Here is a 24,394-nt window from a genome sequence, read left to right as displayed (position 1 = left end):
TAACCTTTGCGGCGGAGAGTCGATTGGACAGTCGCTGCCCTCTATGAAAATTAGGGGGGGGAGGAAAGTCCGGGCTCCATAGGGCGAAGTGCCAGGTAATGCCTGGGAGGCGTGAGCCTACGGAAAGTGCCACAGAAAATAACCGCCTAAGCACTTCGGTGCCGGTAAGGGTGAAAAGGTGCGGTAAGAGCGCACCGCACGACTGGCAACAGTTCGTGGCTAGGTAAACCCCACTTGGAGCAAGACCAAATAGGGTCCCAAGGCGTGGCCCGCGCTGGGACCGGGTAGGTTGCTAAAGATGTCCAGTGATGGCCATCGTAGACGAATGACTGTTCAAGACAGAACCCGGCTTATAGATCGACTCTCCACCTTTTTGTTCCTTCGGCTTGAATCTTTGGCGGAAGGGCGTGGTAATACTGGTTGGCCATCTGCTGAACCCCAAGCAGAGGCATTGATGTAGTGGCGATTACCCTCCCTGCTTGAATCAATAGCAGAAGCGCTTTTGTAATACCGAAAAAATCTTACTCTTAACAAATCACTTTAACTTCTGAACGTAGCCTTCCGTGCTGCTTCAAGTTATTGAGCCAAATCATCCGCCAAATACTCGTAACCCCTTCTTTTACAGCGCTAAATCTCCGATCTGTAAGGGTTTTCCTTTAATCCGCGCCTTGACGGTGTGGTGGGCGCATTCCTATAGTGTGCGCAAGTGGCGGAAAGTGGCATGAAGTGGGTTTTTTAAGCGTAAAACGCTAAAATTTGGAGAAACGCTGACGTGTTTCGCGGAGCTAACGCTATCAGTCTCGATGCAAAAGGCCGTCTCGCCATGCCGAGCCGGTATCGTGACGAGCTCGTTTCGCGAAGTTCCGGGCAATTAATTGTCACAATTGATGCCGTTGACCCTTGTTTGTGTGTTTACCCGCTCGATGAGTGGGAGCTGATTGAAACCAAACTGCGCGCACTGCCTTCGCTTCGCGAAGAGAACCGCCGCTTGCAACGTTTGCTGATTGGTAATGCCGTCGACCTCGAGCTCGATGGCAGTGGTCGTTTTCTGGTTCCGCCGCGTCTGCGCGAATACGCCAAATTGGATAAGCGCGCGATGCTGGTAGGCCAACTGAACAAGTTCCAATTGTGGGACGAGGATGCCTGGGATGCGGTTTCTGCTGCTGACCTGGCTGCTATTCAACAACCGGGCGCCATGCCTGATGAACTGCGTGATTTGATCCTGTGACTATTGATAGCGGCTTTAACCACATCACCGTACTGCTTGACGAAGCCGTTGAGGCTCTCGCCGTACGCCCTGATGGCTGCTATCTGGATGGCACGTTCGGGCGTGGCGGGCATAGCCGCCTGATTCTCAGCCAGCTCGGTCCCGATGGTCGGTTGCTGGGGTTCGACAAAGATCCTCAGGCGATTGCCACCGGGCAAACGCTAGCGGCCGAAGACGGCCGCTTTGTCGTTGTACAGCGCAGCTTTGCCGAGCTCGGCTCGGAAGTTGCCGAACGCGGTCTGGCCGGCAAGGTCAGCGGCGTTCTGCTTGACCTGGGCGTGTCTTCGCCACAGCTCGACGACCCGGAGCGTGGCTTCAGCTTTCTCAATGACGGTCCGCTGGACATGCGCATGGACCCGTCTCGCGGGATCAGTGCGGCAGAGTTCGTCAACACCGCGCCCGTCGAAGAAATTGCCCGCGTGTTCAAGGAATACGGCGAAGAGCGTTTCTCCGGTCGTATGGCCCGTGCCGTGGTCGAGCGTCGCGATATCAAGCCCTTCGAGCGCACTGGCGATCTGGCTGAAGTCCTGAAAGTCGCCAATCCGGCCTGGGAAAAAGGCAAGAACCCGGCGACCCGCGCGTTCCAGGGCCTGCGAATTCACGTCAACAACGAGTTGGGCGATCTTGAGACCGGCCTCGAAGCCGCGCTTGAAGCCCTCGAAGTGGGTGGTCGCCTGGTGGTGATCAGCTTCCACTCGCTGGAAGACCGCATCGTCAAACAGTTCATGCGCAAACTGGTCAAGGGTGAAACCGATAACCTGCCGCGCAACCTGCCGGTACGTTTCGAAGCCTTCGTACCGAAAATCAAGATTCATGGCAAACCGCAGTTCGCTGGCGAAGCCGAACTCAAAGCCAACCCTCGTTCCCGTAGCGCCGTCATGCGTGTCGCGGAGAAACTTCGGTGAGCAAGCTCTTCGCCAAGCCACTTCCAGGCGGAAGCTTTTTCATGCTGCTGCTATTTATTGCCGTATTGGTCTCCGCGATCGGAGTTTCCTATAGCGCTCACTGGAACCGCCAGTTGCTGAACTCGCTGTACAACGAGTTGAGTGTGCGCGACAAGGCGCAGGCAGAGTGGGGCCGGTTGATTCTCGAGCAGAGCACCTGGACCGCCCACAGCCGTATCGAAGTATTGGCCACCGAACAACTGAAGATGCGCATTCCCGGCGCCGCTGATGTACGGATGGTGGCGCCATGATGAAACTCGAAGGGGCACTCTTTCCTTGGCGGTTTCGTGTGGTGCTCGGCTTGCTGGGCGTCATGGTAGTAGCCATCGCGTGGCGCATTGTCGACCTGCAGGTGATCGACCGTGACTTCCTGATTGGTCAGGGCGATGCGCGCAGTGTTCGACACATCCCGATTCCGGCTCACCGTGGTTTGATCACCGACCGTAACGGCGAGCCGTTGGCCGTGAGTACTCCGGTCACCACCCTGTGGGCCAACCCCAAGGAAATGCAGCTGGCCAAGGAAAAGTGGCCGGCACTGGCGACTGTGCTGGGGCAGGACCCTAAAGTCCTGGCCGAGCGACTCGAAGCTCAGGCGAATAAAGAATTCATCTATCTGGTGCGCGGGCTGACCCCCGAGCAGGGCCAGGTCGCGCTCGATCTGAAAGTACCGGGCGTTTACGGCATCGAAGAGTTCCGGCGTTTCTACCCGGCTGGCGAAGTCACCGCGCACATGGTCGGCTTTACCGACATCGATGATCACGGGCGTGAAGGCGTGGAGTTGGCGTACGACGAATGGCTGGCCGGTGTCGCTGGCAAGCGCCAGGTCATCAAGGACCGGCGCGGCAGACTGATCAAAGACGTTCAAGTGACCAAAAACGCCAAGGCCGGCAAGCCCTTGGCGTTGTCGATTGACCTGCGCCTGCAATACCTGGCGAACCGCGAGCTGCGCAACGCGATCATCGAGAACGGCGCCAAGGCTGGCAGCCTGGTGATCATGGACGTCAAGACCGGCGAGATCCTCGCCATGGTCAACCAGCCGACCTACAACCCGAACAACCGTCGCAACCTGCAACCGGCGATGATGCGCAACCGCGCGATGATCGACGTGTTCGAGCCGGGTTCGACCATGAAAGCGATCTCCATGAGCGCCGCGATCGAAACCGGGCGCTGGAAACCGAGCGACACCGTCGAGGTGTACCCGGGCAGCTTGCAGATTGGTAAATACACCATCAAGGACGTATCCAAGACCGAAGGCCCGGTGCTTGACCTGACCGGCATTCTGATCAACTCCAGTAACGTCGGCATGAGTAAGGTCGCGTTCGATATCGGTGGCGAAACGATTTTCCGTCTGGCGCAGAAAGTCGGCCTCGGCCAGGACACCGGCCTGGGTTTCCCGGGCGAGCGTGTCGGCAACCTGCCGAACTACCGCGAATGGCGCAAGGCCGAGACGGCCACGCTGTCGTACGGCTACGGCATTTCGGTGACCGCCATTCAGCTGGTCCACGCCTTCTCGGCGCTGGCCAACAACGGCCGTATCGCACCGCTGACCCTGATCAAGACCGACAAGGCCGCGCAAACTACTCAAGTGATTCCGGAAGCCGTGGCGAAAACCATGCAGGGCATGTTGCAGCAGGTGATCGAAGCGCCGCGCGGTGTATTCCGTGCGCAAGTGCCGGCCTATCACGTCGCTGGCAAGTCCGGTACTGCACGTAAGACATCGGTGGGCACCAAAGGCTATGCCGAAAACTCCTACCGCTCGCTGTTCGCAGGTTTTGGTCCCATGAGCGACCCGCGCTACGCGATCGTCGTGGTGATCGATGAACCGAGCAAGGCCGGCTACTTCGGTGGTCTGGTTTCGGCGCCGGTGTTCAGCAAAGTGATGTCCGGGACCCTGCGTCTGATGAACGTTACCCCGGACAACCTGCCGCCCACCCAGCAAGCCAATGCGGCGCCGGTTATCCCTGTAAAAGCTAACGGAGGGCGTGGCTGATGTCGCTTAGCCTGAACAAGATTTTCGCCCACGCTGGCCGTGATCTGTTGATTCGCGAACTGACCCTGGACAGCTGTAATGTCCGGGCTGGCGACCTGTTTCTGGCCGTGCCAGGTGGCAAGTTCGATGGTCGTGCACACATTGCCGACGCCTTGCAGCGTGGTGCCGCAGCTGTGGCCTACGAAGTCGAAGGCGCGACCGTCCTGCCGATTACCGAAGTACCGCTGATTCCGGTCAAGGGCCTGGCTGCGCAGTTGTCGGACATTGCCGGGCGCTTTTACGGCGACCCGAGCCGTAACCTGAACCTGATTGGCGTGACCGGCACCAACGGCAAGACCAGCGTGACCCAACTGGTCGCACAAGCCCTGGACCTGTTGGGGCAGCACTGCGGCATCGTTGGCACCCTGGGCACCGGTTTCTACGGCGCACTGGAAAGCGGCCTGCACACCACGCCGAACCCGATTGCAGTACAGGCAACCCTGGCCGACCTGAAAAAGGCCGGTGCCAAAGCCGTGGCCATGGAAGTGTCCTCCCACGGTCTGGATCAAGGGCGCGTGACGGCTCTGGCGTTCGATGTGGCAGTGATGACCAACCTGTCGCGCGATCACCTGGATTATCACGGGACCATGCAAGCCTATGGCGAGGCCAAGGCCAAGCTGTTTGCCTGGAACGATCTGAAGTGCCGGGTGATCAACCTCGACGACGCGTTCGGTCGGCAACTCGCGGCTGAAGAAGCTGAGTCGCGCCTGATCACTTACAGTCTCGAAGACGCCAGCGCCTACCTCTATTGCCGTGAAGCGCAGTTCGACGATGAGGGCGTGCGTGCCACGCTGGTGACGCCGCAGGGCGAACACCATTTGCGCAGCACCTTGCTCGGCCGCTTCAACCTGAGCAACGTACTGGCCGCTGTCGGTGCCTTGCTCGGTCTGGATTACGCGCTGGATGAAATCCTCCACGTACTGCCAAAACTCGAAGGCCCGGCCGGTCGCATGCAGCGCCTGGGCGGCGGTACTCAGCCGCTGGTGGTGGTCGATTACGCCCACACCCCGGATGCGCTGGAAAAAGTCCTGATGGCCCTGCGTCCACACGCCAAGGGAAAATTGCTCTGCCTGTTCGGTTGCGGCGGTGATCGCGATCGCGGCAAGCGCCCGTTGATGGCCGAAGTGGTCGAGCGTCTGGCCGACGGCGTGCTGGTCACCGATGACAACCCGCGCACCGAAGACCCTGCACAGATTTTCGATGACATCCGCGCCGGTTTCACGGCGGTGGATAACGTCCGTTTTGTCGCCGGCCGTGGCCAGGCGATTGCCCAGTTGATCGCCAGCGCCAGCGCGGATGACGTGATTGTGCTGGCCGGTAAAGGTCACGAGGACTATCAGGAAATCAACGGCGTGCGCCATGATTTCTCCGATCTGGTGGAGGCCGACCGTGCCTTGACCGCGTGGGAGGTGGCCCATGCTTAAAGCCTTGAAATTGAGCGAAGTGGCTGGCCCATTGGCCGGTCGCCTGCTGACTGCCGACAGCAGCTTCGATGGCGTCAGCATCGACAGCCGGGCGATCAAGCCAGGCCAGTTGTTTGTTGCCCTGACCGGACCGCGTTTCGATGGCCATGACTACTTGAACGACGTGGCTGCCAAAGGCGCGGTCGCGGCCTTGGTCGAGCGTGAAGTGACGAACTCCACGTTGCCTCAGCTACTGGTCACCGATACTCGTCAGGCCCTTGGCGAACTCGGCGCGCTGAACCGTGCTGCGTATTCGAACCCGGTCGCGGCAATTACCGGTTCCAGCGGCAAGACCACGGTCAAGGAAATGCTCGCGAGCATCCTGCGCACGCGCGGTCCGGTACTGGCGACCCGTGGCAACCTGAACAATGACCTCGGCGTTCCGCTGACCTTGCTCGAACTGGCCGCGGAACACACCGCTGCCGTCATCGAACTGGGTGCTTCGCGGATCGGCGAAATTGCCTACACCGTCGGCATGACCAAGCCACATGTGGCTGTGATCAACAACGCCGGGACCGCCCACGTCGGCGAGTTCGGCGGGCCGGAAAAAATCGTTGAAGCCAAGGGCGAGATTCTCGAAGGGCTGGACGCCGATGGCGTCGCCGTTTTGAACCTCGACGACAAGGCTTTTGATATCTGGAAGAAACGTGCCGCCGGTCGGCAGGTGCTGAGCTTTGCCCTGAACGACAGCCGTGCCGATTTCCATGCCAGCGATCTGGCTCGTGACGCTCGCGGTTGCCCGTCCTTCACGCTGCACAGCCCGCAAGGCGTCGAGCAGGTTCAACTGAACCTGCTTGGCAACCACAACGTTGCCAATGCCCTGGCCGCCGCGGCTGCCGCCCATGCGCTGGGTGTGTCGCTGTTCGGTATCGCCACGGGGCTGAATGCGGTGCAGCCGGTCAAGGGCCGTGCCGTGGCGCAACTGGCAACCAATGGCATGCGCGTCATTGATGATTCTTACAACGCGAACCCCACCTCAATGTGCGCCGCCGTTGATATACTCGCCGGCTTTTCCGGCCGCACCATTCTGGTGCTCGGGGATATTGGCGAGTTGGGCGAGTGGGCGGAGCAGGGGCACCGCGACGTTGGCGCGTACGCCAGCGGCAAGGTTTCCGCGCTTTATGCCGTTGGCCCGATGATGGCGCATGCCGTCGCAGCCTTCGGTGAACAGGCTCGTCACTTTGCCAATCAGGCTGATCTGATCGCGGCGCTGGGCGCCGAACACGATACAAACACCACTATTTTGATCAAGGGCTCGCGAAGCGCTGCGATGGAAAACGTCGTTGCGGCTTTGTGCGGTTCGAGCGGGGAGAAACATTAATGCTGCTGTTGTTAGCGGAGTATCTGCAACAGTTCTACAAAGGCTTCGCGGTCTTTCAGTACCTGACCCTGCGCGGGATTCTCGGTGTGCTGACCGCGTTGTCGTTGTCGCTGTGCCTGGGTCCCTGGATGATCCGCACGTTGCAGAACCGCCAGATCGGCCAGTCTGTCCGTAATGACGGCCCGCAATCGCACTTGTCCAAGTCGGGCACTCCGACCATGGGCGGCGCACTGATTCTGACCGCCATCGGCGTCAGCACCTTGCTTTGGGCTGACCTGCACAACCGCTATGTGTGGGTCGTGTTGCTGGTCACCCTGTTGTTCGGTGCCGTGGGCTGGGTCGACGATTACCGCAAAGTCATCGAGAAGAACTCCCGTGGCTTGCCGAGCCGCTGGAAATACTTCTGGCAGTCGGTGTTCGGCCTGGGCGCGGCGATCTTCCTTTATATGACTGCGCCAAGCGCGGTTGAAACGACCTTGATCGTGCCGATGTTCAAAGACGCCAGCATCGCGCTCGGCATTGGCTTCGTGGTCCTGACCTACTTCGTGATCGTCGGCTCCAGCAACGCGGTCAACCTGACCGACGGCCTCGACGGCCTGGCGATCATGCCAACCGTGATGGTCGGCGGCGCGCTGGGGATCTTCTGCTACCTGTCGGGTAACGTGAAATTCGCTGAATACCTGCTGATTCCTTACGTACCGGGCGCAGGTGAGCTGATCGTATTCTGCGGCGCGCTGATCGGTGCCGGCCTGGGTTTCCTCTGGTTCAACACCTACCCGGCTCAAGTCTTCATGGGCGACGTCGGCGCACTGGCGCTGGGCGCGGCTTTGGGCACCATCGCAGTGATCGTCCGTCAGGAAATCGTCCTGTTCATCATGGGCGGTGTGTTCGTGATGGAAACCCTGTCGGTGGTCATTCAGGTTGCCTCTTTCAAGCTGACCGGTCGCCGCGTGTTCCGCATGGCACCGATTCACCACCACTTTGAACTCAAGGGCTGGCCCGAGCCACGCGTGATCGTCCGTTTCTGGATCATCACCGTGATTCTCGTACTGGTCGGCCTTGCCACCCTGAAGCTGAGGTAGAACGAGTGTCTCTGATCGCTTCTGACCACTTCCGCATCGTTGTCGGCCTCGGCAAGAGCGGCATGTCCCTGGTTCGCTTCCTGGCGAACCGGGGCGTGTCGTTCGCTGTCGCCGATACGCGGGAAAATCCACCGGAGCTGGCCACGCTGCGCCGTGACTACCCGCAGGTGGAAGTGCGTTGTGGCGAGCTGGATGTCGAATTCCTCTGCCGTGCCGACGAGCTCTACGTGAGCCCGGGCCTGGCCTTGGCGACTCCGGCCCTGCAAGCAGCGGCGGCCCGTGGCGTGAAGCTGTCGGGTGATATCGAGTTGTTCGCCCGTAACGCGAAGGCGCCGATTGTCGCCATTACCGGCTCCAACGCAAAAAGCACCGTGACCACGCTGGTCGGCGAAATGGCGGCAGCGGCCGGCAAGCGCGTGGCGGTGGGCGGTAACCTCGGTACTCCGGCACTCGATCTGCTGAGCGATGACGTCGAACTGTACGTGATGGAACTCTCGAGCTTCCAGCTGGAGACCACCGATCAGCTGGGCGCCGAAGTGGCCACCGTGCTGAACATCAGCGAAGACCATATGGACCGTTACAGCGGCCTGCCGGCCTATCACCTGGCCAAGCACCGGATTTTCCGGGGCGCGAAGCAAGTGGTGGTCAATCGTCAGGATGCGCTGAGCCGTCCGTTGATGAGCGAGGGCCTGCCGTGCTGGACCTTCGGCCTGAACAAGCCGGACTTCAAGGCTTTTGGTCTGCGCGAGGAAAATGGCGAGAAGTACTTGGCCTTCGAATTCCAGAACCTGATGCCGGTGCGCGAGCTGAAAATTCGTGGCGCGCATAACCAGTCCAACGCCCTCGCGGCCTTGGCCTTGGGGCACGCCGTGGGCCTGCCGTTCGACGCCATGCTCTCGAGCCTGCGCACCTTCGCCGGGCTTGAGCATCGTTGCCAGTGGGTCCGCGACCTGAACGGCGTGAGCTACTACAACGACTCCAAAGCCACCAACGTTGGCGCCGCTTTGGCCGCTATCGAAGGTCTGGGCGCAGACATCCAAGGCAAGCTGGTGCTGATCGCCGGTGGCGACGGCAAAGGTGCCGAGTTCAAGGATCTGCGTGATCCGGTCGCGGCCAACTGCCGCGCCGTGGTGTTGATGGGGCGTGATGCCGAGCTGATTGGCCAGGCCATCGGCGACGCCGTGCCGCTGATTCGCGTCCATTCGCTGATCGAAGCGGTCGAGCAATGCCGCGCCATCGCCCAGCCAGGCGATGCCGTGCTGCTGTCGCCGGCGTGCGCCAGTTTCGACATGTTTCGGAACTACGAAGAGCGTGGGCACCTGTTCGTCCAATCCGTGAAAGATCTGGCCGCGGAGGACTTGGCATGAGCTTGAGAAATATCATCAAGCCGTACCCGTCGCCGATCATCACCGGGCGTGGTATCGACCTCGACTTCCCGATGCTCGCCGGTTGCCTGGCATTGATCGGCCTGGGGCTGGTCATGATCGCCTCCGCCTCGACCGAAGTGGCGGCGGTACAGTCGGGCAGCGCCCTGTATTACATGATTCGCCACCTTGTCTACATCGTGCTCGGCGTCGGTGCCTGCATCGTCACCATGATGATTCCGATCGCGACCTGGCAACGCCTGGGCTGGCTGATGCTGATTGGTGCGTTCGGTTTGCTGGTGATGGTGATCGTCCCGGGGATCGGCCGTGAGGTGAACGGTTCGATGCGCTGGATCGGTTTCAGCTTCTTCAACGTCCAGCCTTCCGAGATTGCCAAGGTCTTTGTGGTGATCTACCTCGCCGGTTATCTGGTGCGTCGGCAGAAAGAAGTGCGTGAAAGCTGGATGGGCTTCTTCAAGCCGTTCATCGTGCTGCTGCCAATGGCCGGCCTGCTGCTGATGGAGCCCGACTTCGGTGCCACCGTCGTGATGATGGGGGCCGCGGCGGCGATGCTGTTTTTGGGCGGCGTCGGGCTGTTCCGCTTCACCTTGATGGTGATACTGGCGGTGGTGGCGGTGGTGCTGCTGATCAAGATGCAGCCTTATCGAATGGCTCGTCTGACCACCTTCACCGACCCTTGGGCGGACCAGTTCGGTTCCGGCTACCAGTTGACCCAGGCGCTGATCGCCTTCGGTCGCGGTGAGTGGCTGGGCGTTGGCCTGGGCAACAGCGTGCAGAAACAGTTCTACCTGCCGGAAGCGCACACCGACTTCGTGTTCTCGGTCCTGGCCGAAGAGCTGGGCGTGGTCGGCTCCCTGGCCACCGTCGCGCTGTTCGTCTTCGTGTGCATACGCGGCATGTACATCGGTTTGTGGGCAGAGAAGGCCAAGCAATTCTTTGCCGCCTATGTCGCCTACGGCTTGTCGTTCCTGTGGATTGGTCAGTTCCTGATCAACATCGGGGTGAACGTCGGCTTGCTGCCGACCAAGGGCCTGACCCTGCCGTTCCTCAGTTACGGTGGCAGTTCGTTGGTGATCTGCTGCGCCTGTCTTGGCTTGTTGTTGCGCATTGAATGGGAGAGTCGAACCCACTTGGGCAGCGAAGAGATGGAGTTCAGCGAGAGTGACTTCGCCGAGGAGCCGACCCATGGGCGCTAACGTGCTGATCATGGCGGGCGGCACCGGTGGCCACGTGTTCCCGGCGCTGGCCTGTGCTCGCGAGTTTCAGGCGCGCGGTTACACCGTGCACTGGCTCGGGACGCCACGCGGGATCGAAAACGAACTGGTCCCGAATGCCGGCCTGCCGTTGCATTTGATCAACGTCAGCGGCCTTCGCGGCAAGGGCAAGCTGTCGCTGCTCAAGGCACCTTTCGTATTGCTCAAGGCGATCTGGCAGGCACGCGCGGTCATTCGTCAGCTGAAACCGGTCTGCGTCCTGGGCTTTGGCGGATATGTCACCGGCCCTGGTGGCGTAGCCGCCAGATTGGCCGGTGTACCCGTCATCGTTCATGAGCAGAACGCCGTTGCCGGTACCGCCAATCGGCTGCTGGTGCCGTTGGCCGCGCGAGTCTGCGAAGCTTTCCCGGACACCTTTGCTGCCAGTGGCAGCCGGCGCACTACCGGTAACCCGGTGCGCACCGAGTTGTTCCTCGATACAGCGCGTCCAGCCCTGGCCGGACGCAAAGCGCGTTTGCTGATCCTGGGTGGAAGCCTGGGCGCAGAACCGTTGAACAAATTGCTGCCTGAAGCCCTGTCGCAGGTGCCTGTTGAGCTGCGTCCGGAAGTGTTTCACCAGGCCGGTAAAAACCACGATGAAGTGACTGCCGAGCGCTATCGCACGGCCGGTGTCGAGGCGCAAGTGCAGCCTTTCATCAAAGACATGGCCCAAGCCTATGGCTGGGCCGACCTGGTGGTCTGTCGCGCTGGCGCGCTGACTGTCAGTGAGCTGGCTGCTGCCGGTCTGCCCTCGATGCTGGTGCCTTTGCCCCATGCGATCGACGATCACCAGACCCGCAATGCCGAATATTTGGCTCGTGAAGGCGCTGCCTTCCTGATGCCGCAAAGAACGACTGGCGCAGCGGATCTCGCTGCACGCCTGACAGAGGTCTTGATGCAACCGCAACGACTCAACGACATGGCTGGCGCCGCTCGTCGCCTGGCCAAACCTGATGCAACCCGCAACGTGGTCGATATCTGCCTGGAGGTGGTTCATGGTTGAGAATCAGAAAGCCATGCCGCAGCCGGAAATGCGCCGCATCCGTCGCATCCACTTCGTCGGAGTCGGCGGTGTGGGCATGTGCGGAATCGCCGAAGTGTTGCTGAACCTGGGCTACCAAGTGTCCGGTTCCGACCTGAAAGCTTCGCCGGTGACCGAGCGTCTCGAATCGTTCGGCGCCCAGATCTTCATCGGGCACCGCGCCGAGAACGCCGCGACCGCCGATGTCCTGGTGGTATCAAGCGCCGTGAACACCGCCAACCCGGAAGTTGCGACGGCCCTGGAGCGTCGTATCCCCGTGGTGCCGCGTGCCGAAATGCTCGCCGAGCTGATGCGCTACCGCCACGGCATCGCCGTCGCCGGTACTCACGGCAAAACCACCACCACCAGCCTGATCGCTTCGGTGTTCGCGGCCGGTGGCCTGGACCCGACCTTCGTGATCGGTGGTCGCCTGAATGCCGCGGGCACCAATGCCCAGCTGGGCACCAGCCGTTACCTGATCGCCGAAGCCGACGAAAGCGACGCCAGTTTCCTGCACCTGCAGCCGTTGGTGGCTGTGGTCACCAACATCGACGCCGACCACATGGCGACCTACGACGGTGACTTCAACAAACTGAAGAAAACCTTCGTCGAGTTCCTCCACAACCTGCCGTTCTACGGTCTGGCGGTGATGTGCCTGGACGACCCGGTGGTGCGTGAAATCCTCCCGCTGGTCAAGCGTCCGACCATGACCTACGGCTTCAGCGAAGACGCCGACGTGCGCGCCATCAATGTTCGCCAGCAAGGCATGCAGACCTTCTTCACCGTGCTGCGTCCTGACCGTGAGCCGCTGGATGTTTCGGTGAACATGCCGGGCAACCACAACGTATTGAACTCGCTGGCGACCATCTGCATCGCGACCGACGAGTGCGTCAGCGATGAAGCCATCGTTCAGGGGCTGTCGGGCTTCCAGGGTGTTGGTCGACGCTTCCAGGTCTACGGCGAACTGCCAGTCGAAGGCGGCAACGTGATGCTGGTGGACGACTACGGTCACCACCCGACCGAAGTCGCAGCGGTGATCAAAGCCGTGCGCGGTGGCTGGCCAGAGCGGCGCCTGGTGATGGTTTACCAGCCGCACCGCTACAGCCGAACCCGCGACCTGTACGACGATTTCGTCAATGTACTGGCCGACGCCAACGTGCTGCTGCTGATGGAAGTCTATCCGGCCGGCGAAGAGCCGATTCCGGGGGCTGACAGCCGCAAGCTGTGCAACAGCATCCGCCAGCGCGGTCAGCTCGACCCGATCTACATCGAACGTGGTGTCGACCTTGCGCCGCTGGTCAAGCCGCTGCTGCGTGCCGGCGACATCCTGCTGTGCCAGGGCGCCGGTGATATCGGCGGTCTCGCACCGAAACTGTTGAATAGTCCGTTGTTCGCGGGTGCCGTTGTCGCTCCTAACGAAGGAAAGTTGAAATGACTGCTGCCTACGCCAACCTGTTCTCGACAATCGCCCCGAAAGACTTCGGCCGCGTGGCCGTGCTGTTCGGTGGCAAAAGCGCCGAGCGTGAGGTTTCGCTGAAATCCGGTAACGCGGTGCTTGAAGCGCTGCAGTCCGCAGGCGTGGATGCGTTCGGCATCGACGTCGGCGACGATTTCCTGCAACGCCTGCTGAACGAAAAAATCGACCGCGCCTTCATCATTCTCCACGGTCGTGGCGGTGAAGACGGCAGCATGCAGGGTTTGCTCGAATGCGCAGGGATTCCGTACACCGGCAGCGGCATCCTTGCTTCGGCACTGGCCATGGACAAGCTGCGGACCAAACAGGTCTGGCACAGCCTCGGCATTCCGACGCCACGTCACGCGGTACTGGGCAGCGAAGCCGACTGTATTTTGGCGGCGAAGGAACTGGGCTTCCCTTTGATCGTCAAACCGGCGCATGAAGGTTCAAGTATCGGTATGGCCAAAGTGACTTCGGCAGCTGAATTGATCGAAGCCTGGAAAGCGGCCAGTACCTACGATTCGCAAGTGTTGGTCGAGCAATGGATTCAAGGTCCGGAGTTCACCATTGCGACCCTGCGTGATCAGGTGTTGCCACCGATCGCTCTGGGCACGCCACACACTTTCTATGACTACGACGCCAAGTACCTGGCTTCCGATACCCAGTACCGGATCCCGTGCGGCCTCGATAGCGCCAAGGAACAAGAACTCATGGACCTCACGGCAAAAGCCTGTGAGGCGCTGGGTATCGCCGGTTGGGGACGGGCTGACGTGATGCAGGACGCCGATGGGCAGTTCTGGTTCCTGGAAGTCAATACCGCACCGGGCATGACCGATCACAGTCTGGTCCCAATGGCCGCACGCGCCGCCGGTCTGGATTTCCAGCAGTTGGTGCTGGCGATCCTGGCGGCCAGTGTTGCCAGTCACGTAGAGCCGCGAGGTTAAGACCATGCAAGGCGCCCAGCTACGTCATCAGCCCTCCGCACCCGGCCGCAAGCCGGTGCCGCGGGGTGCCAGCCGAATGGTGGCCAAAGAGCCGATGTCGGTGCGCCTGCCGAAAGCCAGTTTTGGTTTTCTCAAAGCCTTGTTCTGGCCCGTGCTGTTGGTCGCGTTGGGGTTCGGTACTTACGAAGGTGCACAGCGCTTGCTGCCGTACGCCGACCGGCCGATCACCAAGATCAACGTGCAGGGCGATTTGAGTTACATCAGCCAGCAAGCGGTGCAGCAGCGGATCGCCCCGTACGTGGCGGCGAGCTTCTTCACCATTGACCTGGCGAGCATGCGTACCGAGCTGGAACAGATGCCATGGATTGCCCACGCCGAAGTGCGTCGCGTCTGGCCTGACCAGGTGGTGATTCGCCTGGAAGAGCAACTGCCCGTGGCCCGTTGGGGTGACGAAGCGCTGCTGAACAACCAGGGGCAGGCGTTTACGCCGCGTGAATTGGCCAACTACGAACATTTGCCACAGCTGTTCGGCCCACAACGGGCCCAGCAGCAAGTGATGCAGCAGTATCAGGTGTTGAGCCAGATGTTACGGCCATTGGGCTTCTCGGTTGCCCGGCTGGAATTGCGTGAACGCGGCAGCTGGTTTCTGACCACTGGCGCGGGTAGCGCGGGCCCTGGGATCGAGCTGTTGCTGGGACGCGATCACCTGGTGGAAAAGATGCGCCGCTTCATTGCCATCTACGACAAGACGCTTAAAGAACAGATTACGAACATTGCGCGCATCGACCTGCGTTATGCCAACGGCCTGGCCGTTGGCTGGCGGGAACCTGTAGCGCCCACGACGGCCCAACGCGCTGTCGCGAAGAATTGAGAAGAGGCAGGACCATGGCAAACGTGCAAAGCGGCAAAATGATCGTCGGTCTGGATATCGGTACCTCCAAGGTGGTGGCGCTGGTAGGCGAGGTCGCGGCCGATGGCCAACTGGAAATCGTCGGGATCGGTACGCACCCCTCCCGCGGCCTGAAGAAGGGCGTGGTGGTGAATATCGAATCCACCGTGCAGTCCATCCAGCGCGCGATCGAAGAAGCGCAACTGATGGCCGGCTGCCGGATTCACTCGGCGTTCGTCGGTGTGGCCGGCAATCACATTCGCAGCCTGAACTCCCACGGGATCGTGGCGATTCGTGATCGCGAAGTCAGCTCGGCCGACCTCGAGCGCGTGCTCGATGCCGCCCAGGCCGTGGCGATTCCGGCGGACCAGCGCGTTCTGCACACGCTGCCGCAGGATTACGTGATCGATAACCAGGAAGGCGTTCGCGAGCCTTTGGGCATGTCCGGTGTACGTCTGGAAGCCAAGGTTCACGTGGTCACCTGCGCGGTGAACGCCGCACAGAACATTGAAAAGTGCGTGCGTCGTTGCGGTCTGGAAATCGACGACATCATTCTCGAGCAACTGGCTTCGGCGTACTCGGTGCTGACCGATGACGAGAAAGAGCTGGGCGTGTGCCTGGTGGACATCGGTGGCGGTACCACCGACATCGCGATCTTCACCGAAGGCGCGATCCGTCACACCGCGGTGATCCCGATTGCCGGTGATCAGGTGACCAACGACATCGCCATGGCGTTGCGCACTCCGACCCAGTACGCCGAAGAAATCAAGATCCGCTACGCCTGCGCCCTGGCCAAACTGGCCGGCGCCGGTGAAACCATCAAGGTCCCAAGCGTCGGTGATCGTCCGCCGCGCGAGCTGTCCCGTCAGGCCCTGGCCGAAGTGGTCGAGCCGCGTTACGACGAGCTGTTCACGCTGATCCAGGCCGAGCTGCGTCGCAGCGGCTACGAAGACCTGATCCCGGCCGGCATCGTGCTGACCGGCGGTACTTCGAAGATGGAAGGCGCGGTCGAGTTGGCCGAAGAGATTTTCCACATGCCGGTTCGCCTGGGCGTACCGCATGGCCTCAGAGGCCTGGACGACGTAGTGCGCAACCCGATTTATTCCACCGGTGTTGGTTTGCTGATGTATGGCCTGCAAAAGCAGTCCGATGGCATTTCCTTCTCCGGGATCAGCAGCAGTCGCGATAGCTACAACAACAACGATGAGGCCAAGAGCCCGTTGATCGATCGCATCAAAAGCTGGGTCCAGGGCAATTTCTGAAGATTTACCGCAACACCGTGATACCGCAGCACCGTTGTACGCAGTAGGCGCAGTAGGCGAAAAAAACTAGAGAATGTAAGGAGAGGGAAAATGTTCGAACTCGTAGACAACATCCCCGCAAGCCCGGTTATTAAAGTTATCGGTGTTGGCGGTGGCGGCGGAAACGCTGTGAATCACATGGTCAAGAGCAACATTGAAGGCGTTGAGTTCATCTGCGCCAACACTGATGCCCAGGCGCTGAAAAACATCGGCGCGCGGACCATCCTGCAATTGGGCACCGGCGTGACCAAGGGTCTGGGTGCTGGCGCGAACCCTGAGGTCGGTCGTCAGGCCGCTCTGGAAGACCGCGAGCGCATCGCCGAAGTGCTGCAAGGCACGAACATGGTGTTCATCACCACCGGCATGGGCGGCGGTACCGGTACCGGTGCTGCGCCGATCATTGCTGAAGTGGCCAAGGAAATGGGGATCCTCACCGTTGCGGTGGTGACTCGTCCGTTCCCGTTCGAAGGCCGCAAGCGTATGCAGATCGCCGATGAAGGCATCCGCGCGCTGAGCGAAAGCGTCGACTCGTTGATCACCATCCCCAACGAGAAGCTGCTGACCATCCTGGGTAAAGACGCAAGCCTGCTGTCGGCTTTCGCCAAGGCTGACGATGTACTGGCCGGTGCCGTTCGCGGTATCTCCGACATCATCAAGCGTCCAGGCATGATCAACGTCGACTTCGCCGACGTCCGTACCGTCATGAGCGAAATGGGCATGGCAATGATGGGCACTGGCTGCGCCAGCGGTCCGAACCGTGCACGTGAAGCGACTGAAGCGGCGATCCGTAACCCGCTGCTCGAAGACGTCAACCTGCAAGGTGCACGCGGCATCCTGGTGAACATCACCGCCGGTCCTGACCTGTCTCTGGGTGAGTACTCCGACGTGGGTAGCATCATCGAAGCCTTCGCTTCCGAGCACGCGATGGTCAAGGTCGGTACCGTTATCGATCCGGACATGCGCGACGAATTGCACGTGACTGTGGTTGCCACTGGTCTGGGCGCAAAAATCGAGAAACCTGTGAAGGTCATCGACAATACCGTTCAAACCTCCATGGCTGCTGCCGCACCTGCTGCCGCGCGTCAGGAAATGCCGTCGGTCAACTACCGCGACCTGGACCGTCCAACCGTGATGCGCAACCAGGCTCAGGCCGGCGCAGCGGCGGCGGCTAAACTCAATCCGCAAGACGATTTGGACTACCTGGACATCCCGGCATTCCTGCGTCGTCAGGCCGATTGATGGAATGTATCAGGGCTATGAAGGTGATTGGTGTTCAGCAAAGGCCGGGTCTGCTATTATCGCCAGCCTTTGTTGATACCAGTTCGCAATTTGCGCTGAAGCGGCCCAAGCCATGATTAAACAACGCACCCTGAAAAATATTATCCGTGCCACAGGTGTAGGCCTGCACTCCGGGGAGAAGGTATACCTGACCCTCAAGCCAGCACCTGTAGACACCGGCATCGTGTTTTGTCGTGCCGACCTGGACCCTGTGGTGCAGATTCCTGCTCGCGCGGAAAACGTTGGTGAAACCACTATGTCGACGACACTGGTCAACGGTGACGTCAAAGTGGACACGGTGGAGCATTTGCTCTCGGCCATGGCTGGCCTGGGCATCGATAACGCCTACGTCGAGCTCTCCGCGTCCGAAGTCCCGATCATGGATGGTAGCGCTGGACCCTTCGTATTCCTGATTCAATCGGCTGGCCTGGAAGAACAGGACGCAGCCAAGAAGTTCATCCGGATCCTGCGTGAAGTGACAGTGGAAGACGGCGACAAGCGCGCCACTTTCGTCCCTTTCGAAGGCTTCAAAGTGAGCTTCGAGATCGATTTCGATCACCCGGTGTTTCGTGACCGCACTCAAAGTGCCAGCGTGGATTTTTCCAGCACTTCGTTCGTAAAAGAAGTCAGCCGCGCCCGGACCTTTGGTTTCATGAGTGATATCGAGTACCTGCGCAAGCACAACCTCGCACTCGGCGGTAGCGTTGAAAACGCCATCGTGGTCGACGCGGATGGTGTACTGAACGAAGACGGCCTTCGCTACGAAGACGAATTCGTGAAGCACAAGATCCTCGATGCAATTGGTGACCTCTACCTGCTGGGCAATAGCCTGATTGGTGAGTTCAAAGGCTTCAAGTCGGGCCACGCACTGAACAACCAGCTTCTGCGCAAATTGATTGAGCAGAAAGATGCTTGGGAAGTCGTGACGTTTGAAGACGCCAGCACTGCACCGATCTCTTACATGCGTCCAGTTGCGGCCGTGTAAGCAAAAACCTCTCTAGTTTTTAAAGGCTGCCTTCGGGTGGCCTTTTTTTATGCCGTTGTAGCAGCTGCTACGAGAGATAGATCCGCCCCTATTCCTGCGCGCTAACCACCCGATTACGCCCACGGTGCTTGGCCTGATACAGCGCTTTGTCGGCTGCATGCATCAGGTTTTCCAGGCTCTCGCCCGGTTGCCCTGTCGAGGTGCTGAGGCCGATGCTGACAGTGATGGGCCCCTCGTCATCTTCGAACGGTGGCAGTTGCTCGACTGCCGCACGGATATTTTCGGCAATCCGCAGGGCTCCTGCGCTGTCAGTCTCGGCCAACACCACGGAAAACTCCTCACCGCCATAGCGCGCGGCGAGATCGGAGGGGCGACGGATGTTTTCGCTGATGACTCGAGCGAGCACGCGCAACGCATCGTCGCCGCCCTGATGGCCGTGGCGGTCGTTGAACGACTTGAAGTGATCGGCGTCGATCATCAACACCGACAACGGTTTGCCCGAGCGCTGGGCGCGGGACCATTCACGATTCAGGGCCTGGTCGAGGGTCCGCCGGTTAGCCACGCCGGTGAGGGCATCGATGGCGGCCTGTTGCGCCAGCTCCTGCTCGGCGTGATGGCGCAGGCGAAACTCGCGGCACAGCAGCAAGGTCAGCCACATCAAGCCGATACACAACACACCGGTTGCGCCACTGATCACGTATGCGGTGCGTCTCCAGCTGGCGAAGATTTCGTCCATCGACAGCGCGACGCTGACCGTCAACGGCAGGTTGCCGACGCGCGAGAAGGTGTACAGGCGTTCCTGGTGGTCCATGCTCGACACGCTGCTGAAGTGGCCACTGCCTTCATGCATGATGCGTATGACGTTGGGTCGATTGCCGAAACTCTTGCCGATGCTGTCATCGGTCAGCATCGGCTTTTGCGCCAGCAGTATGCCGTCCTTGTCGAGCACGTTGAGGGTACTGTTAGAGCCGATGTCCAAGCTGCTGAACAGCTCGTCAAAGTACGCCAGTTGCATGGACGCGACGGCAACGCCAAGAAACTCTCCGGTGGGCGAAGAGATGCGCCGGCTGAAGCTGATGCGCCACTGATCGTTCTCGGGGCAGTCGCAACGGGGTTTGAACGGGCGACTGATAAACATCCCGCTATCGCTGTTGCTGACGTGGGCCTGGAAGTAGTCACGGTCAGCAAAATTGCCCTGTTTGGGCTGAATCGACGACGAGTTGGCGATCACATCGCCGTGCTTGTCGAGCAGCAGCACATCACCCTTGTAGCGTGCAGTACTTGCGCGGTCGAACAGCACCAGGTGGCGGATCTGCGCCGAAACCTTCTGCAGGTCGTCACGTTGGGCGGCAGCGATCAAGCCTTGCAGTGACAGGTCATAGAGCTCGACGTTGCGCAGCACATCGGCGTCGATCAGTTGCACGATGTTGGTCGCACCCCGCGTCGCCGCCTGCATGGCATTGGCGTGTTCGCGGATCAGCAGGAAGGTGACGATGGCGATGATCGCGACGACGGTCAGCGAACTGCCGAGAACCAGCAGCAATTCCGGTCGGCGGGTAGGGCTCGTTATGGCGTGGTGTGTGCGGTTTGCACTCATGGTTCTGATTTCTGCACAGGGACATCATCAGCGTAGTTCCCGGACATACCGGGCGGCATTGCAGATATCAGTTCGTTGATCTCAGTGCATGTATAGATCCCGGATACAAAAAAGGCCAGCACCGGTGCTGGCCTTTTTGTGAATTTTTCTCAGAAAACGTTCAGTGGGTAGTCGACGATCACCCGGTATTCATCGGTGTCGGTATCCAGCGCACCATAGCCGTTGCCGCCACGGTTGGTGGCCCATTGCAGACGCACCGCCAGATCCTTGGCCGTACCGCCCTGGACCACGTACTTGAGATCGACATCACGCTCCCAGTGTTTGGCATTTTTACCCGCTTCGTTATAGAAGCTGGCATAACCGCGACTGTTCGGGTCGACCTTGCTCAGGTCCAGCGTGCCACGCGAATACGACACGGCCGAGGTCAGGCCCGGCACGCCGACGCCAGCGAAATCATAGGCGTACTTGAGCTTCCACGAACGCTCGTTCGGGCCGTTGAAGTCCGAATACTGCTGCGAGTTGTCGAGGAAGATGCTGTCGCCCTGGGCGATGTAGTCGAACGGCGTGTTGCCGTTCACGCGCTGGTAAGCGGCGGTGACGCTGTGACTACCGACGCCCACGGTGAAGTGCAGGCTGTAGGTGTTGTTGTCGATTTTGCCGAGCAGTGCGTCGCCAGTGTCCTGGGTGTGATAGTAGTGCAGGCCCGGGTTGAGGCTGACCAGTTCGTTGACCGCGTAGGTGTAGTCCAGGTCGTAGTAGTACTGGTTCCAGATGTCCTTGAGCTCGGACGCATAGAGGCTGCTGGTCAGGCCCGGCAGACCGCTCCAGGCCACACCGGCCCAGTTCAGGTGCTGGCTTTTGTCGCCGTCCGCCAGTTTGCCGTAGGACGTCCCGATGCGCTGGTGTCCGCTCTGGTTGTAAGGCTTGGTGAAGCTCGCCTGGCCGCCCTCGATCAGCCAGCCGTCGAAGCTGTGGTTGGTCAGGCTGACGCCACGAAAGGTCTGCGGCAGCATGCGGCTCATGCCGCCGGCGATTACCGGGTTGTTGAGGAACAGGTCGCCGGCTTTCAGCTCGGTGTCCAGGGCGCGCATTTTCAGGGCGCCGCCAGCGCTTGAAAACGAGCCCGGTGCTTTGCCGTTGTCATCGCTGATCGGCAGGATGCTCGAACCACCGGTGCCGCCGCCACCGTCGAGTTTGAGCCCGAGCATGGCGTTGGCGTCCACGCCAAAACCGACCGGGCCCTGGGTGTAGCCCGATTCGAAGAGACCGAGGAAACCCTGGCCCCATTCAATGTTGTCGTTAGTCTGCTGCTGACGGTTGCGGTTCAGGTAGTAGTTGCGGGCATTGAGTTTAAGGCTTGCACCTTCAACGAAACCTTCGCGGCGGGAATCGTCGGCGGCCTGGACGTTTGCGGCCATCGTTGCGGCCATTGCAATGAATAGCGGACTGAGTTTGAGGGTGATGCTCACGCGGGATACCGCTCCTTGGGTCAATAACAAGCGTTGTTATAGTTAATAATCCGGGGGTTTCTTATTGGGTAATAACGAAGGAATGCCTGACAAATACACAACGAAAAAAAGCCGCTGATAGCAGCGGCTTGAAGACAACTTTTCAAGGGAAAGAGCCCTGAGAAGTGTCGAGGGAAACTGAGTGGTGTTGCCGATCAGCTGTCTTTTCCAACCTGTGGTTGAGCCTGATCAGCTGATGTTTGCCGGGTTTGCTCAGGTTTCTGTGATTTTGCGGTCAGTTCAGCCTGGGCCTTGTCGAAGGCTGCGGCACGCGCCGCATTATGCGCGACAAATGCCGGCGACTCTTCAGCCATGGCGAACGGCGACAGGAACAAGGACGACAAAATGAAAGCGCTGGCAATACCCATACTGTTGGACATTTGGAAAACCTTCTTGCTTGGCAAGTACTGTTTGGTGTGGCCAAGGTAAAGGTCTTGGGTGGCGGGAAAAAGAGCGGATTGCATAAAGGACTGTTGCATCAAGAGCAACAGTCGCACCGACCTGTGGCGAGCGAGCTTGCTCGCGCTCGGCTGCGTAGCAGTCGTAATTCGGGGCAGGAGGTATATCTGATTAAACACGGTTGATTGTATTGGGGCCGCTTCGCAGCCCAGCGCGAGCAAGCTCGCTCGCCACAGGAATCAAATCGGCAAATAGATCCCGAACGTGTTCACGCCGTTATCGCTGCGCACAAACACATTGCCGCCGTGCATCAGCGCAATCGCCTTGACGATGGCCAGCCCCAGGCCATGATTGGCGCCGCTGTTGCTGCGCGAGGCGTCGACCCGGTAGAAGCGCTCGAACAAGCGCGGCAGATGTTCACTGGCGATGGGCTCACCGGGGTTGGTGACGCCGATACTGACCTGATGCTCCTGAACATCGATCTGCACCCGAATCACCTGGCCGGGAGCCGTGTGCTGCACGGCGTTGTTCAGCAGATTGATCAGCGCCCGGCGCAGGTGGGCGATTTCGATCTGCACCTGGGCATCACCGCTGACTTGAACCTTGACCTGAGCGTCTTCGAGGATGAAATCCAGGTAGTCGAGGGTGGTGGCGACTTCGTCCGCAAGCGAGGTGGTGGTCAGTTTGGTGGCCTTGCTGCCTTGGTCGGCGCTGGCCAGAAACAGCATGTCGTTGATGATCGAGCGCAACCGTTCGAGTTCTTCGAGGTTCGATTGCAGCACTTCGAAGTAGTGCTCTGCCGAGCGCCCACGGGTCAGGGCAACCTGGGTCTGGCCGATCAGGTTGGTCAGCGGCGAGCGCAGTTCGTGGGCGACATCGGCGTTGAACGATTCAAGTCGCGTATAGGCTTGTTCGACCCGCTCCAGCGTCTCGTTGAACGAGTTGACGAACTGATTGAGTTCCGGCGGCAACGGCGACAGTTGCAGCCGTGAGGACAGCAGCGGCGGTGCCAGTCGTTGAGCTTCCTGAGACAACTTGATCAACGGTTTGAGGCCGATTCGCGCCACCCAGTAACCCAGCGCCGAGGCCAGCAGTACGCCGATGATCGCCAGGCTGATCAAGGCGATCAGCAAGTGATGCTGGGTCTCATAGAAGGTTTGCGTGTCGATGCCGATCATGAAGCGCAACGGTGGGCGCTGGTCCTTGGCCGGAAACTGGCTGACCAGCACTTTCATCGGATAGGACTGCTCCGGCAGCTGGACGTCGCGCTTGCCGGTTGGCCCTTGCGCCAAGGCGCGGATCTGCGGGGTGATGTTGCCGTATTCGTAGTTGGCATCGCCGCTGATGATCCAGAAACTGATGCGCTTGTCTTCTTCGCCCAGCAGCTTGAGTTTGTTGTTGATCTTCACCCAGTGCTCTGGCGTACCAAAGCGTCCGACCGTGGATTCGAGCACGCTGTAGCGCGCATCCAGTTCGGCTGCCGGCAACAGCGCCAAACCCTTTTCGACCTGTTGATACAGCGCCCAGCCGATCAACAGAAACACCAGCGCCGCCACCAGCGTGAACATGCCGCTCAGGCGCAGGGCTATGGAGTTACGAGGCACTGCGGCTCTCCAGCACATAACCCATGCCGCGAATGGTGTGCAGCAGTTTCTCTTCGAACGGCCCGTCGATCTTCGCCCGCAGGCGCTTGATCGCGACTTCGACGACGTTGGCGTCGCTGTCGAAATTGATGTCCCAGACCATCTCGGCAATCGCGGTTTTCGAGAGGATTTCGCCCTGACGCCGGGCCAGCACGCTGAGCAGCGAGAACTCCTTGGCAGTCAGGTCCAGCCGCGTACCGGCGCGGGTGGCCTTGCGGCTGATCAGGTCAATCCACAGGTCGGCAATGGTCACTTGCACCGGCTCGTGGCCACCGCTGCGGCGGGTCAGCGCTTGCAGGCGGGCGACCAGTTCGAGAAACGAAAAGGGTTTGCCCAGATAATCGTCGGCACCGTCGCGCAGGCCTTTGATCCGGTCTTCCACGCGCTCGCGGGCGGTGAGCATGATCACCGGGGTCTGTTTGCGGGCACGCAGGGCGCGCAGCACGCCGTAGCCGTCGAGACCCGGCAGCATCACATCGAGGATGATCACCGCGTAATCGTTTTCGAGCGCCAGGTGCAGACCTTCGACCCCGTCCGGGGCACGGTCCACGGTGTAACCCTGTTCGGTCAGGCCGCGGTACAGATAATCCGCGGTTTTCTCTTCGTCTTCGATAATCAGAACGCGCATG

The 24,394-nt window shown here is 60.2% G+C and carries 21 protein-coding genes and 1 other RNA gene; 17 read left to right on the top strand and 5 right to left on the bottom strand.

What is annotated here, in order from left to right; translation table 11 throughout:
* Positions 1 to 15: 15 nt before the first annotated feature.
* The 17 genes from rnpB to lpxC all read left to right on the top strand — a co-directional run bounded on the left by rnpB (position 16) and on the right by lpxC (position 18,618).
* An RNA gene (gene rnpB, locus AC1DIH_RS23285) (RNase P RNA component class A) lies at positions 16 to 369 on the top strand.
* A gap of 403 nt (positions 370 to 772) precedes the next feature.
* Entirely contained in the window at positions 773 to 1,228 is a 456-nt protein-coding gene (gene mraZ, locus AC1DIH_RS23280; protein WP_019693566.1) for a division/cell wall cluster transcriptional repressor MraZ, read from the top strand.
* Positions 1,225 to 2,172, top strand: a complete 948-nt coding sequence (rsmH, locus tag AC1DIH_RS23275) for a 16S rRNA (cytosine(1402)-N(4))-methyltransferase RsmH (protein ID WP_427533294.1) — start codon at positions 1,225 to 1,227, stop codon at positions 2,170 to 2,172. The genes mraZ and rsmH overlap by 4 nt, the downstream gene beginning before the upstream one ends.
* The gene (ftsL, locus tag AC1DIH_RS23270; protein WP_103319127.1) at positions 2,169 to 2,462 is read left to right on the top strand and encodes a cell division protein FtsL; all 294 of its coding nucleotides are present in this window, start codon (positions 2,169 to 2,171) and stop codon (positions 2,460 to 2,462) included. The genes rsmH and ftsL overlap by 4 nt, the downstream gene beginning before the upstream one ends.
* Entirely contained in the window at positions 2,462 to 4,201 is a 1,740-nt protein-coding gene (locus AC1DIH_RS23265; protein WP_477773521.1) for a peptidoglycan D,D-transpeptidase FtsI family protein, read from the top strand. The genes ftsL and AC1DIH_RS23265 overlap by 1 nt, the downstream gene beginning before the upstream one ends.
* A complete protein-coding gene (locus AC1DIH_RS23260; RefSeq protein WP_477773443.1) occupies positions 4,201 to 5,664 on the top strand; it encodes a UDP-N-acetylmuramoyl-L-alanyl-D-glutamate--2,6-diaminopimelate ligase in 1,464 nt (487 codons plus the stop codon). Before AC1DIH_RS23265 ends, AC1DIH_RS23260 begins: the two co-directional genes overlap by 1 nt.
* Positions 5,657 to 7,024 carry a UDP-N-acetylmuramoyl-tripeptide--D-alanyl-D-alanine ligase gene (locus AC1DIH_RS23255; protein WP_477773442.1) on the top strand — a complete coding sequence of 456 codons (1,368 nt, stop codon included), beginning with the start codon at positions 5,657 to 5,659 and terminating at the stop codon, positions 7,022 to 7,024. Before AC1DIH_RS23260 ends, AC1DIH_RS23255 begins: the two co-directional genes overlap by 8 nt.
* Positions 7,024 to 8,106 carry a phospho-N-acetylmuramoyl-pentapeptide-transferase gene (gene mraY / locus AC1DIH_RS23250; protein WP_054595712.1) on the top strand — a complete coding sequence of 361 codons (1,083 nt, stop codon included), beginning with the start codon at positions 7,024 to 7,026 and terminating at the stop codon, positions 8,104 to 8,106. The genes AC1DIH_RS23255 and mraY overlap by 1 nt, the downstream gene beginning before the upstream one ends.
* 5 nt (positions 8,107 to 8,111) lie before the next feature.
* Positions 8,112 to 9,473, top strand: a complete 1,362-nt coding sequence (murD, locus tag AC1DIH_RS23245; protein ID WP_477773441.1) for a UDP-N-acetylmuramoyl-L-alanine--D-glutamate ligase — start codon at positions 8,112 to 8,114, stop codon at positions 9,471 to 9,473.
* Entirely contained in the window at positions 9,470 to 10,687 is a 1,218-nt protein-coding gene (gene ftsW, locus AC1DIH_RS23240; protein WP_477773440.1) for a putative lipid II flippase FtsW, read from the top strand. Before murD ends, ftsW begins: the two co-directional genes overlap by 4 nt.
* Positions 10,677 to 11,747 (top strand): undecaprenyldiphospho-muramoylpentapeptide beta-N-acetylglucosaminyltransferase, encoded by a 1,071-nt coding sequence (gene murG / locus AC1DIH_RS23235; protein ID WP_103319133.1) that lies wholly within the window; start codon positions 10,677 to 10,679, stop codon positions 11,745 to 11,747. Before ftsW ends, murG begins: the two co-directional genes overlap by 11 nt.
* Positions 11,740 to 13,200 (top strand): UDP-N-acetylmuramate--L-alanine ligase, encoded by a 1,461-nt coding sequence (murC, locus tag AC1DIH_RS23230; RefSeq protein ID WP_477773439.1) that lies wholly within the window; start codon positions 11,740 to 11,742, stop codon positions 13,198 to 13,200. Before murG ends, murC begins: the two co-directional genes overlap by 8 nt.
* Positions 13,197 to 14,165 carry a D-alanine--D-alanine ligase gene (locus tag AC1DIH_RS23225; RefSeq protein WP_477773438.1) on the top strand — a complete coding sequence of 323 codons (969 nt, stop codon included), beginning with the start codon at positions 13,197 to 13,199 and terminating at the stop codon, positions 14,163 to 14,165. The genes murC and AC1DIH_RS23225 overlap by 4 nt, the downstream gene beginning before the upstream one ends.
* A 4-nt stretch (positions 14,166 to 14,169) precedes the next feature.
* On the top strand, positions 14,170 to 15,036 hold the full coding sequence (locus AC1DIH_RS23220; protein WP_477773437.1) for a cell division protein FtsQ/DivIB: 867 nt from the start codon (positions 14,170 to 14,172) through the stop codon (positions 15,034 to 15,036).
* 14 nt (positions 15,037 to 15,050) lie between these two features.
* A complete protein-coding gene (gene ftsA / locus AC1DIH_RS23215; protein ID WP_477773436.1) occupies positions 15,051 to 16,316 on the top strand; it encodes a cell division protein FtsA in 1,266 nt (421 codons plus the stop codon).
* 90 nt (positions 16,317 to 16,406) lie between these two features.
* Positions 16,407 to 17,594 carry a cell division protein FtsZ gene (ftsZ, locus tag AC1DIH_RS23210; RefSeq protein WP_019693552.1) on the top strand — a complete coding sequence of 396 codons (1,188 nt, stop codon included), beginning with the start codon at positions 16,407 to 16,409 and terminating at the stop codon, positions 17,592 to 17,594.
* Between the two features lie 112 nt (positions 17,595 to 17,706).
* On the top strand, positions 17,707 to 18,618 hold the full coding sequence (lpxC, locus tag AC1DIH_RS23205; protein ID WP_054595720.1) for a UDP-3-O-acyl-N-acetylglucosamine deacetylase: 912 nt from the start codon (positions 17,707 to 17,709) through the stop codon (positions 18,616 to 18,618).
* 88 nt (positions 18,619 to 18,706) lie between these two features.
* Here the strand turns inward: lpxC and AC1DIH_RS23200 are convergent, their stop codons facing one another.
* The 5 genes from AC1DIH_RS23200 to AC1DIH_RS23180 form a co-directional block, all read right to left on the bottom strand.
* Positions 18,707 to 20,215, bottom strand: a complete 1,509-nt coding sequence (locus AC1DIH_RS23200; RefSeq protein ID WP_477773435.1) for a sensor domain-containing diguanylate cyclase — start codon at positions 20,213 to 20,215, stop codon at positions 18,707 to 18,709.
* 149 nt (positions 20,216 to 20,364) lie between these two features.
* Complete coding sequence (locus tag AC1DIH_RS23195) at positions 20,365 to 21,645, bottom strand: OprD family porin (RefSeq protein WP_477773520.1); 1,281 nt, start codon at positions 21,643 to 21,645, stop codon at positions 20,365 to 20,367.
* A gap of 233 nt (positions 21,646 to 21,878) precedes the next feature.
* Positions 21,879 to 22,103 (bottom strand): hypothetical protein, encoded by a 225-nt coding sequence (locus AC1DIH_RS23190; RefSeq protein ID WP_477773519.1) that lies wholly within the window; start codon positions 22,101 to 22,103, stop codon positions 21,879 to 21,881.
* 258 nt (positions 22,104 to 22,361) lie between these two features.
* The gene (locus AC1DIH_RS23185; protein WP_477773434.1) at positions 22,362 to 23,726 is read right to left on the bottom strand and encodes a heavy metal sensor histidine kinase; all 1,365 of its coding nucleotides are present in this window, start codon (positions 23,724 to 23,726) and stop codon (positions 22,362 to 22,364) included.
* Positions 23,716 to 24,393 (bottom strand): heavy metal response regulator transcription factor, encoded by a 678-nt coding sequence (locus tag AC1DIH_RS23180; RefSeq protein WP_145015036.1) that lies wholly within the window; start codon positions 24,391 to 24,393, stop codon positions 23,716 to 23,718. Before AC1DIH_RS23180 ends, AC1DIH_RS23185 begins: the two co-directional genes overlap by 11 nt.
* Position 24,394: the final 1 nt, after the last annotated feature.

The sequence above is a fragment of the Pseudomonas sp. 05N36 genome, assembly GCF_056397385.1.
Note: the sequence above shows the minus strand (reverse complement) of the source record. Positions and strands in the feature narration are given on the sequence as shown.

Coding starts and splice junctions, on each gene's coding strand:
- AC1DIH_RS23265 (WP_477773521.1), top strand. CDS start 2,462: ATGAAACTCGAAGGGGCACTCTTTCCTTGGCGGTTTCGTGTGGTGCTC.
- AC1DIH_RS23260 (WP_477773443.1), top strand. CDS start 4,201: ATGTCGCTTAGCCTGAACAAGATTTTCGCCCACGCTGGCCGTGATCTG.
- AC1DIH_RS23255 (WP_477773442.1), top strand. CDS start 5,657: ATGCTTAAAGCCTTGAAATTGAGCGAAGTGGCTGGCCCATTGGCCGGT.
- mraY (WP_054595712.1), top strand. CDS start 7,024: ATGCTGCTGTTGTTAGCGGAGTATCTGCAACAGTTCTACAAAGGCTTC.
- ftsW (WP_477773440.1), top strand. CDS start 9,470: ATGAGCTTGAGAAATATCATCAAGCCGTACCCGTCGCCGATCATCACC.
- murG (WP_103319133.1), top strand. CDS start 10,677: ATGGGCGCTAACGTGCTGATCATGGCGGGCGGCACCGGTGGCCACGTG.
- murC (WP_477773439.1), top strand. CDS start 11,740: ATGGTTGAGAATCAGAAAGCCATGCCGCAGCCGGAAATGCGCCGCATC.
- AC1DIH_RS23225 (WP_477773438.1), top strand. CDS start 13,197: ATGACTGCTGCCTACGCCAACCTGTTCTCGACAATCGCCCCGAAAGAC.
- AC1DIH_RS23220 (WP_477773437.1), top strand. CDS start 14,170: ATGCAAGGCGCCCAGCTACGTCATCAGCCCTCCGCACCCGGCCGCAAG.
- ftsA (WP_477773436.1), top strand. CDS start 15,051: ATGGCAAACGTGCAAAGCGGCAAAATGATCGTCGGTCTGGATATCGGT.
- ftsZ (WP_019693552.1), top strand. CDS start 16,407: ATGTTCGAACTCGTAGACAACATCCCCGCAAGCCCGGTTATTAAAGTT.
- lpxC (WP_054595720.1), top strand. CDS start 17,707: ATGATTAAACAACGCACCCTGAAAAATATTATCCGTGCCACAGGTGTA.
- AC1DIH_RS23200 (WP_477773435.1), bottom strand. CDS start 20,215: ATGAGTGCAAACCGCACACACCACGCCATAACGAGCCCTACCCGCCGA.
- AC1DIH_RS23195 (WP_477773520.1), bottom strand. CDS start 21,645: ATGGCCGCAACGATGGCCGCAAACGTCCAGGCCGCCGACGATTCCCGC.
- AC1DIH_RS23190 (WP_477773519.1), bottom strand. CDS start 22,103: ATGTCCAACAGTATGGGTATTGCCAGCGCTTTCATTTTGTCGTCCTTG.
- AC1DIH_RS23180 (WP_145015036.1), bottom strand. CDS start 24,393: ATGCGCGTTCTGATTATCGAAGACGAAGAGAAAACCGCGGATTATCTG.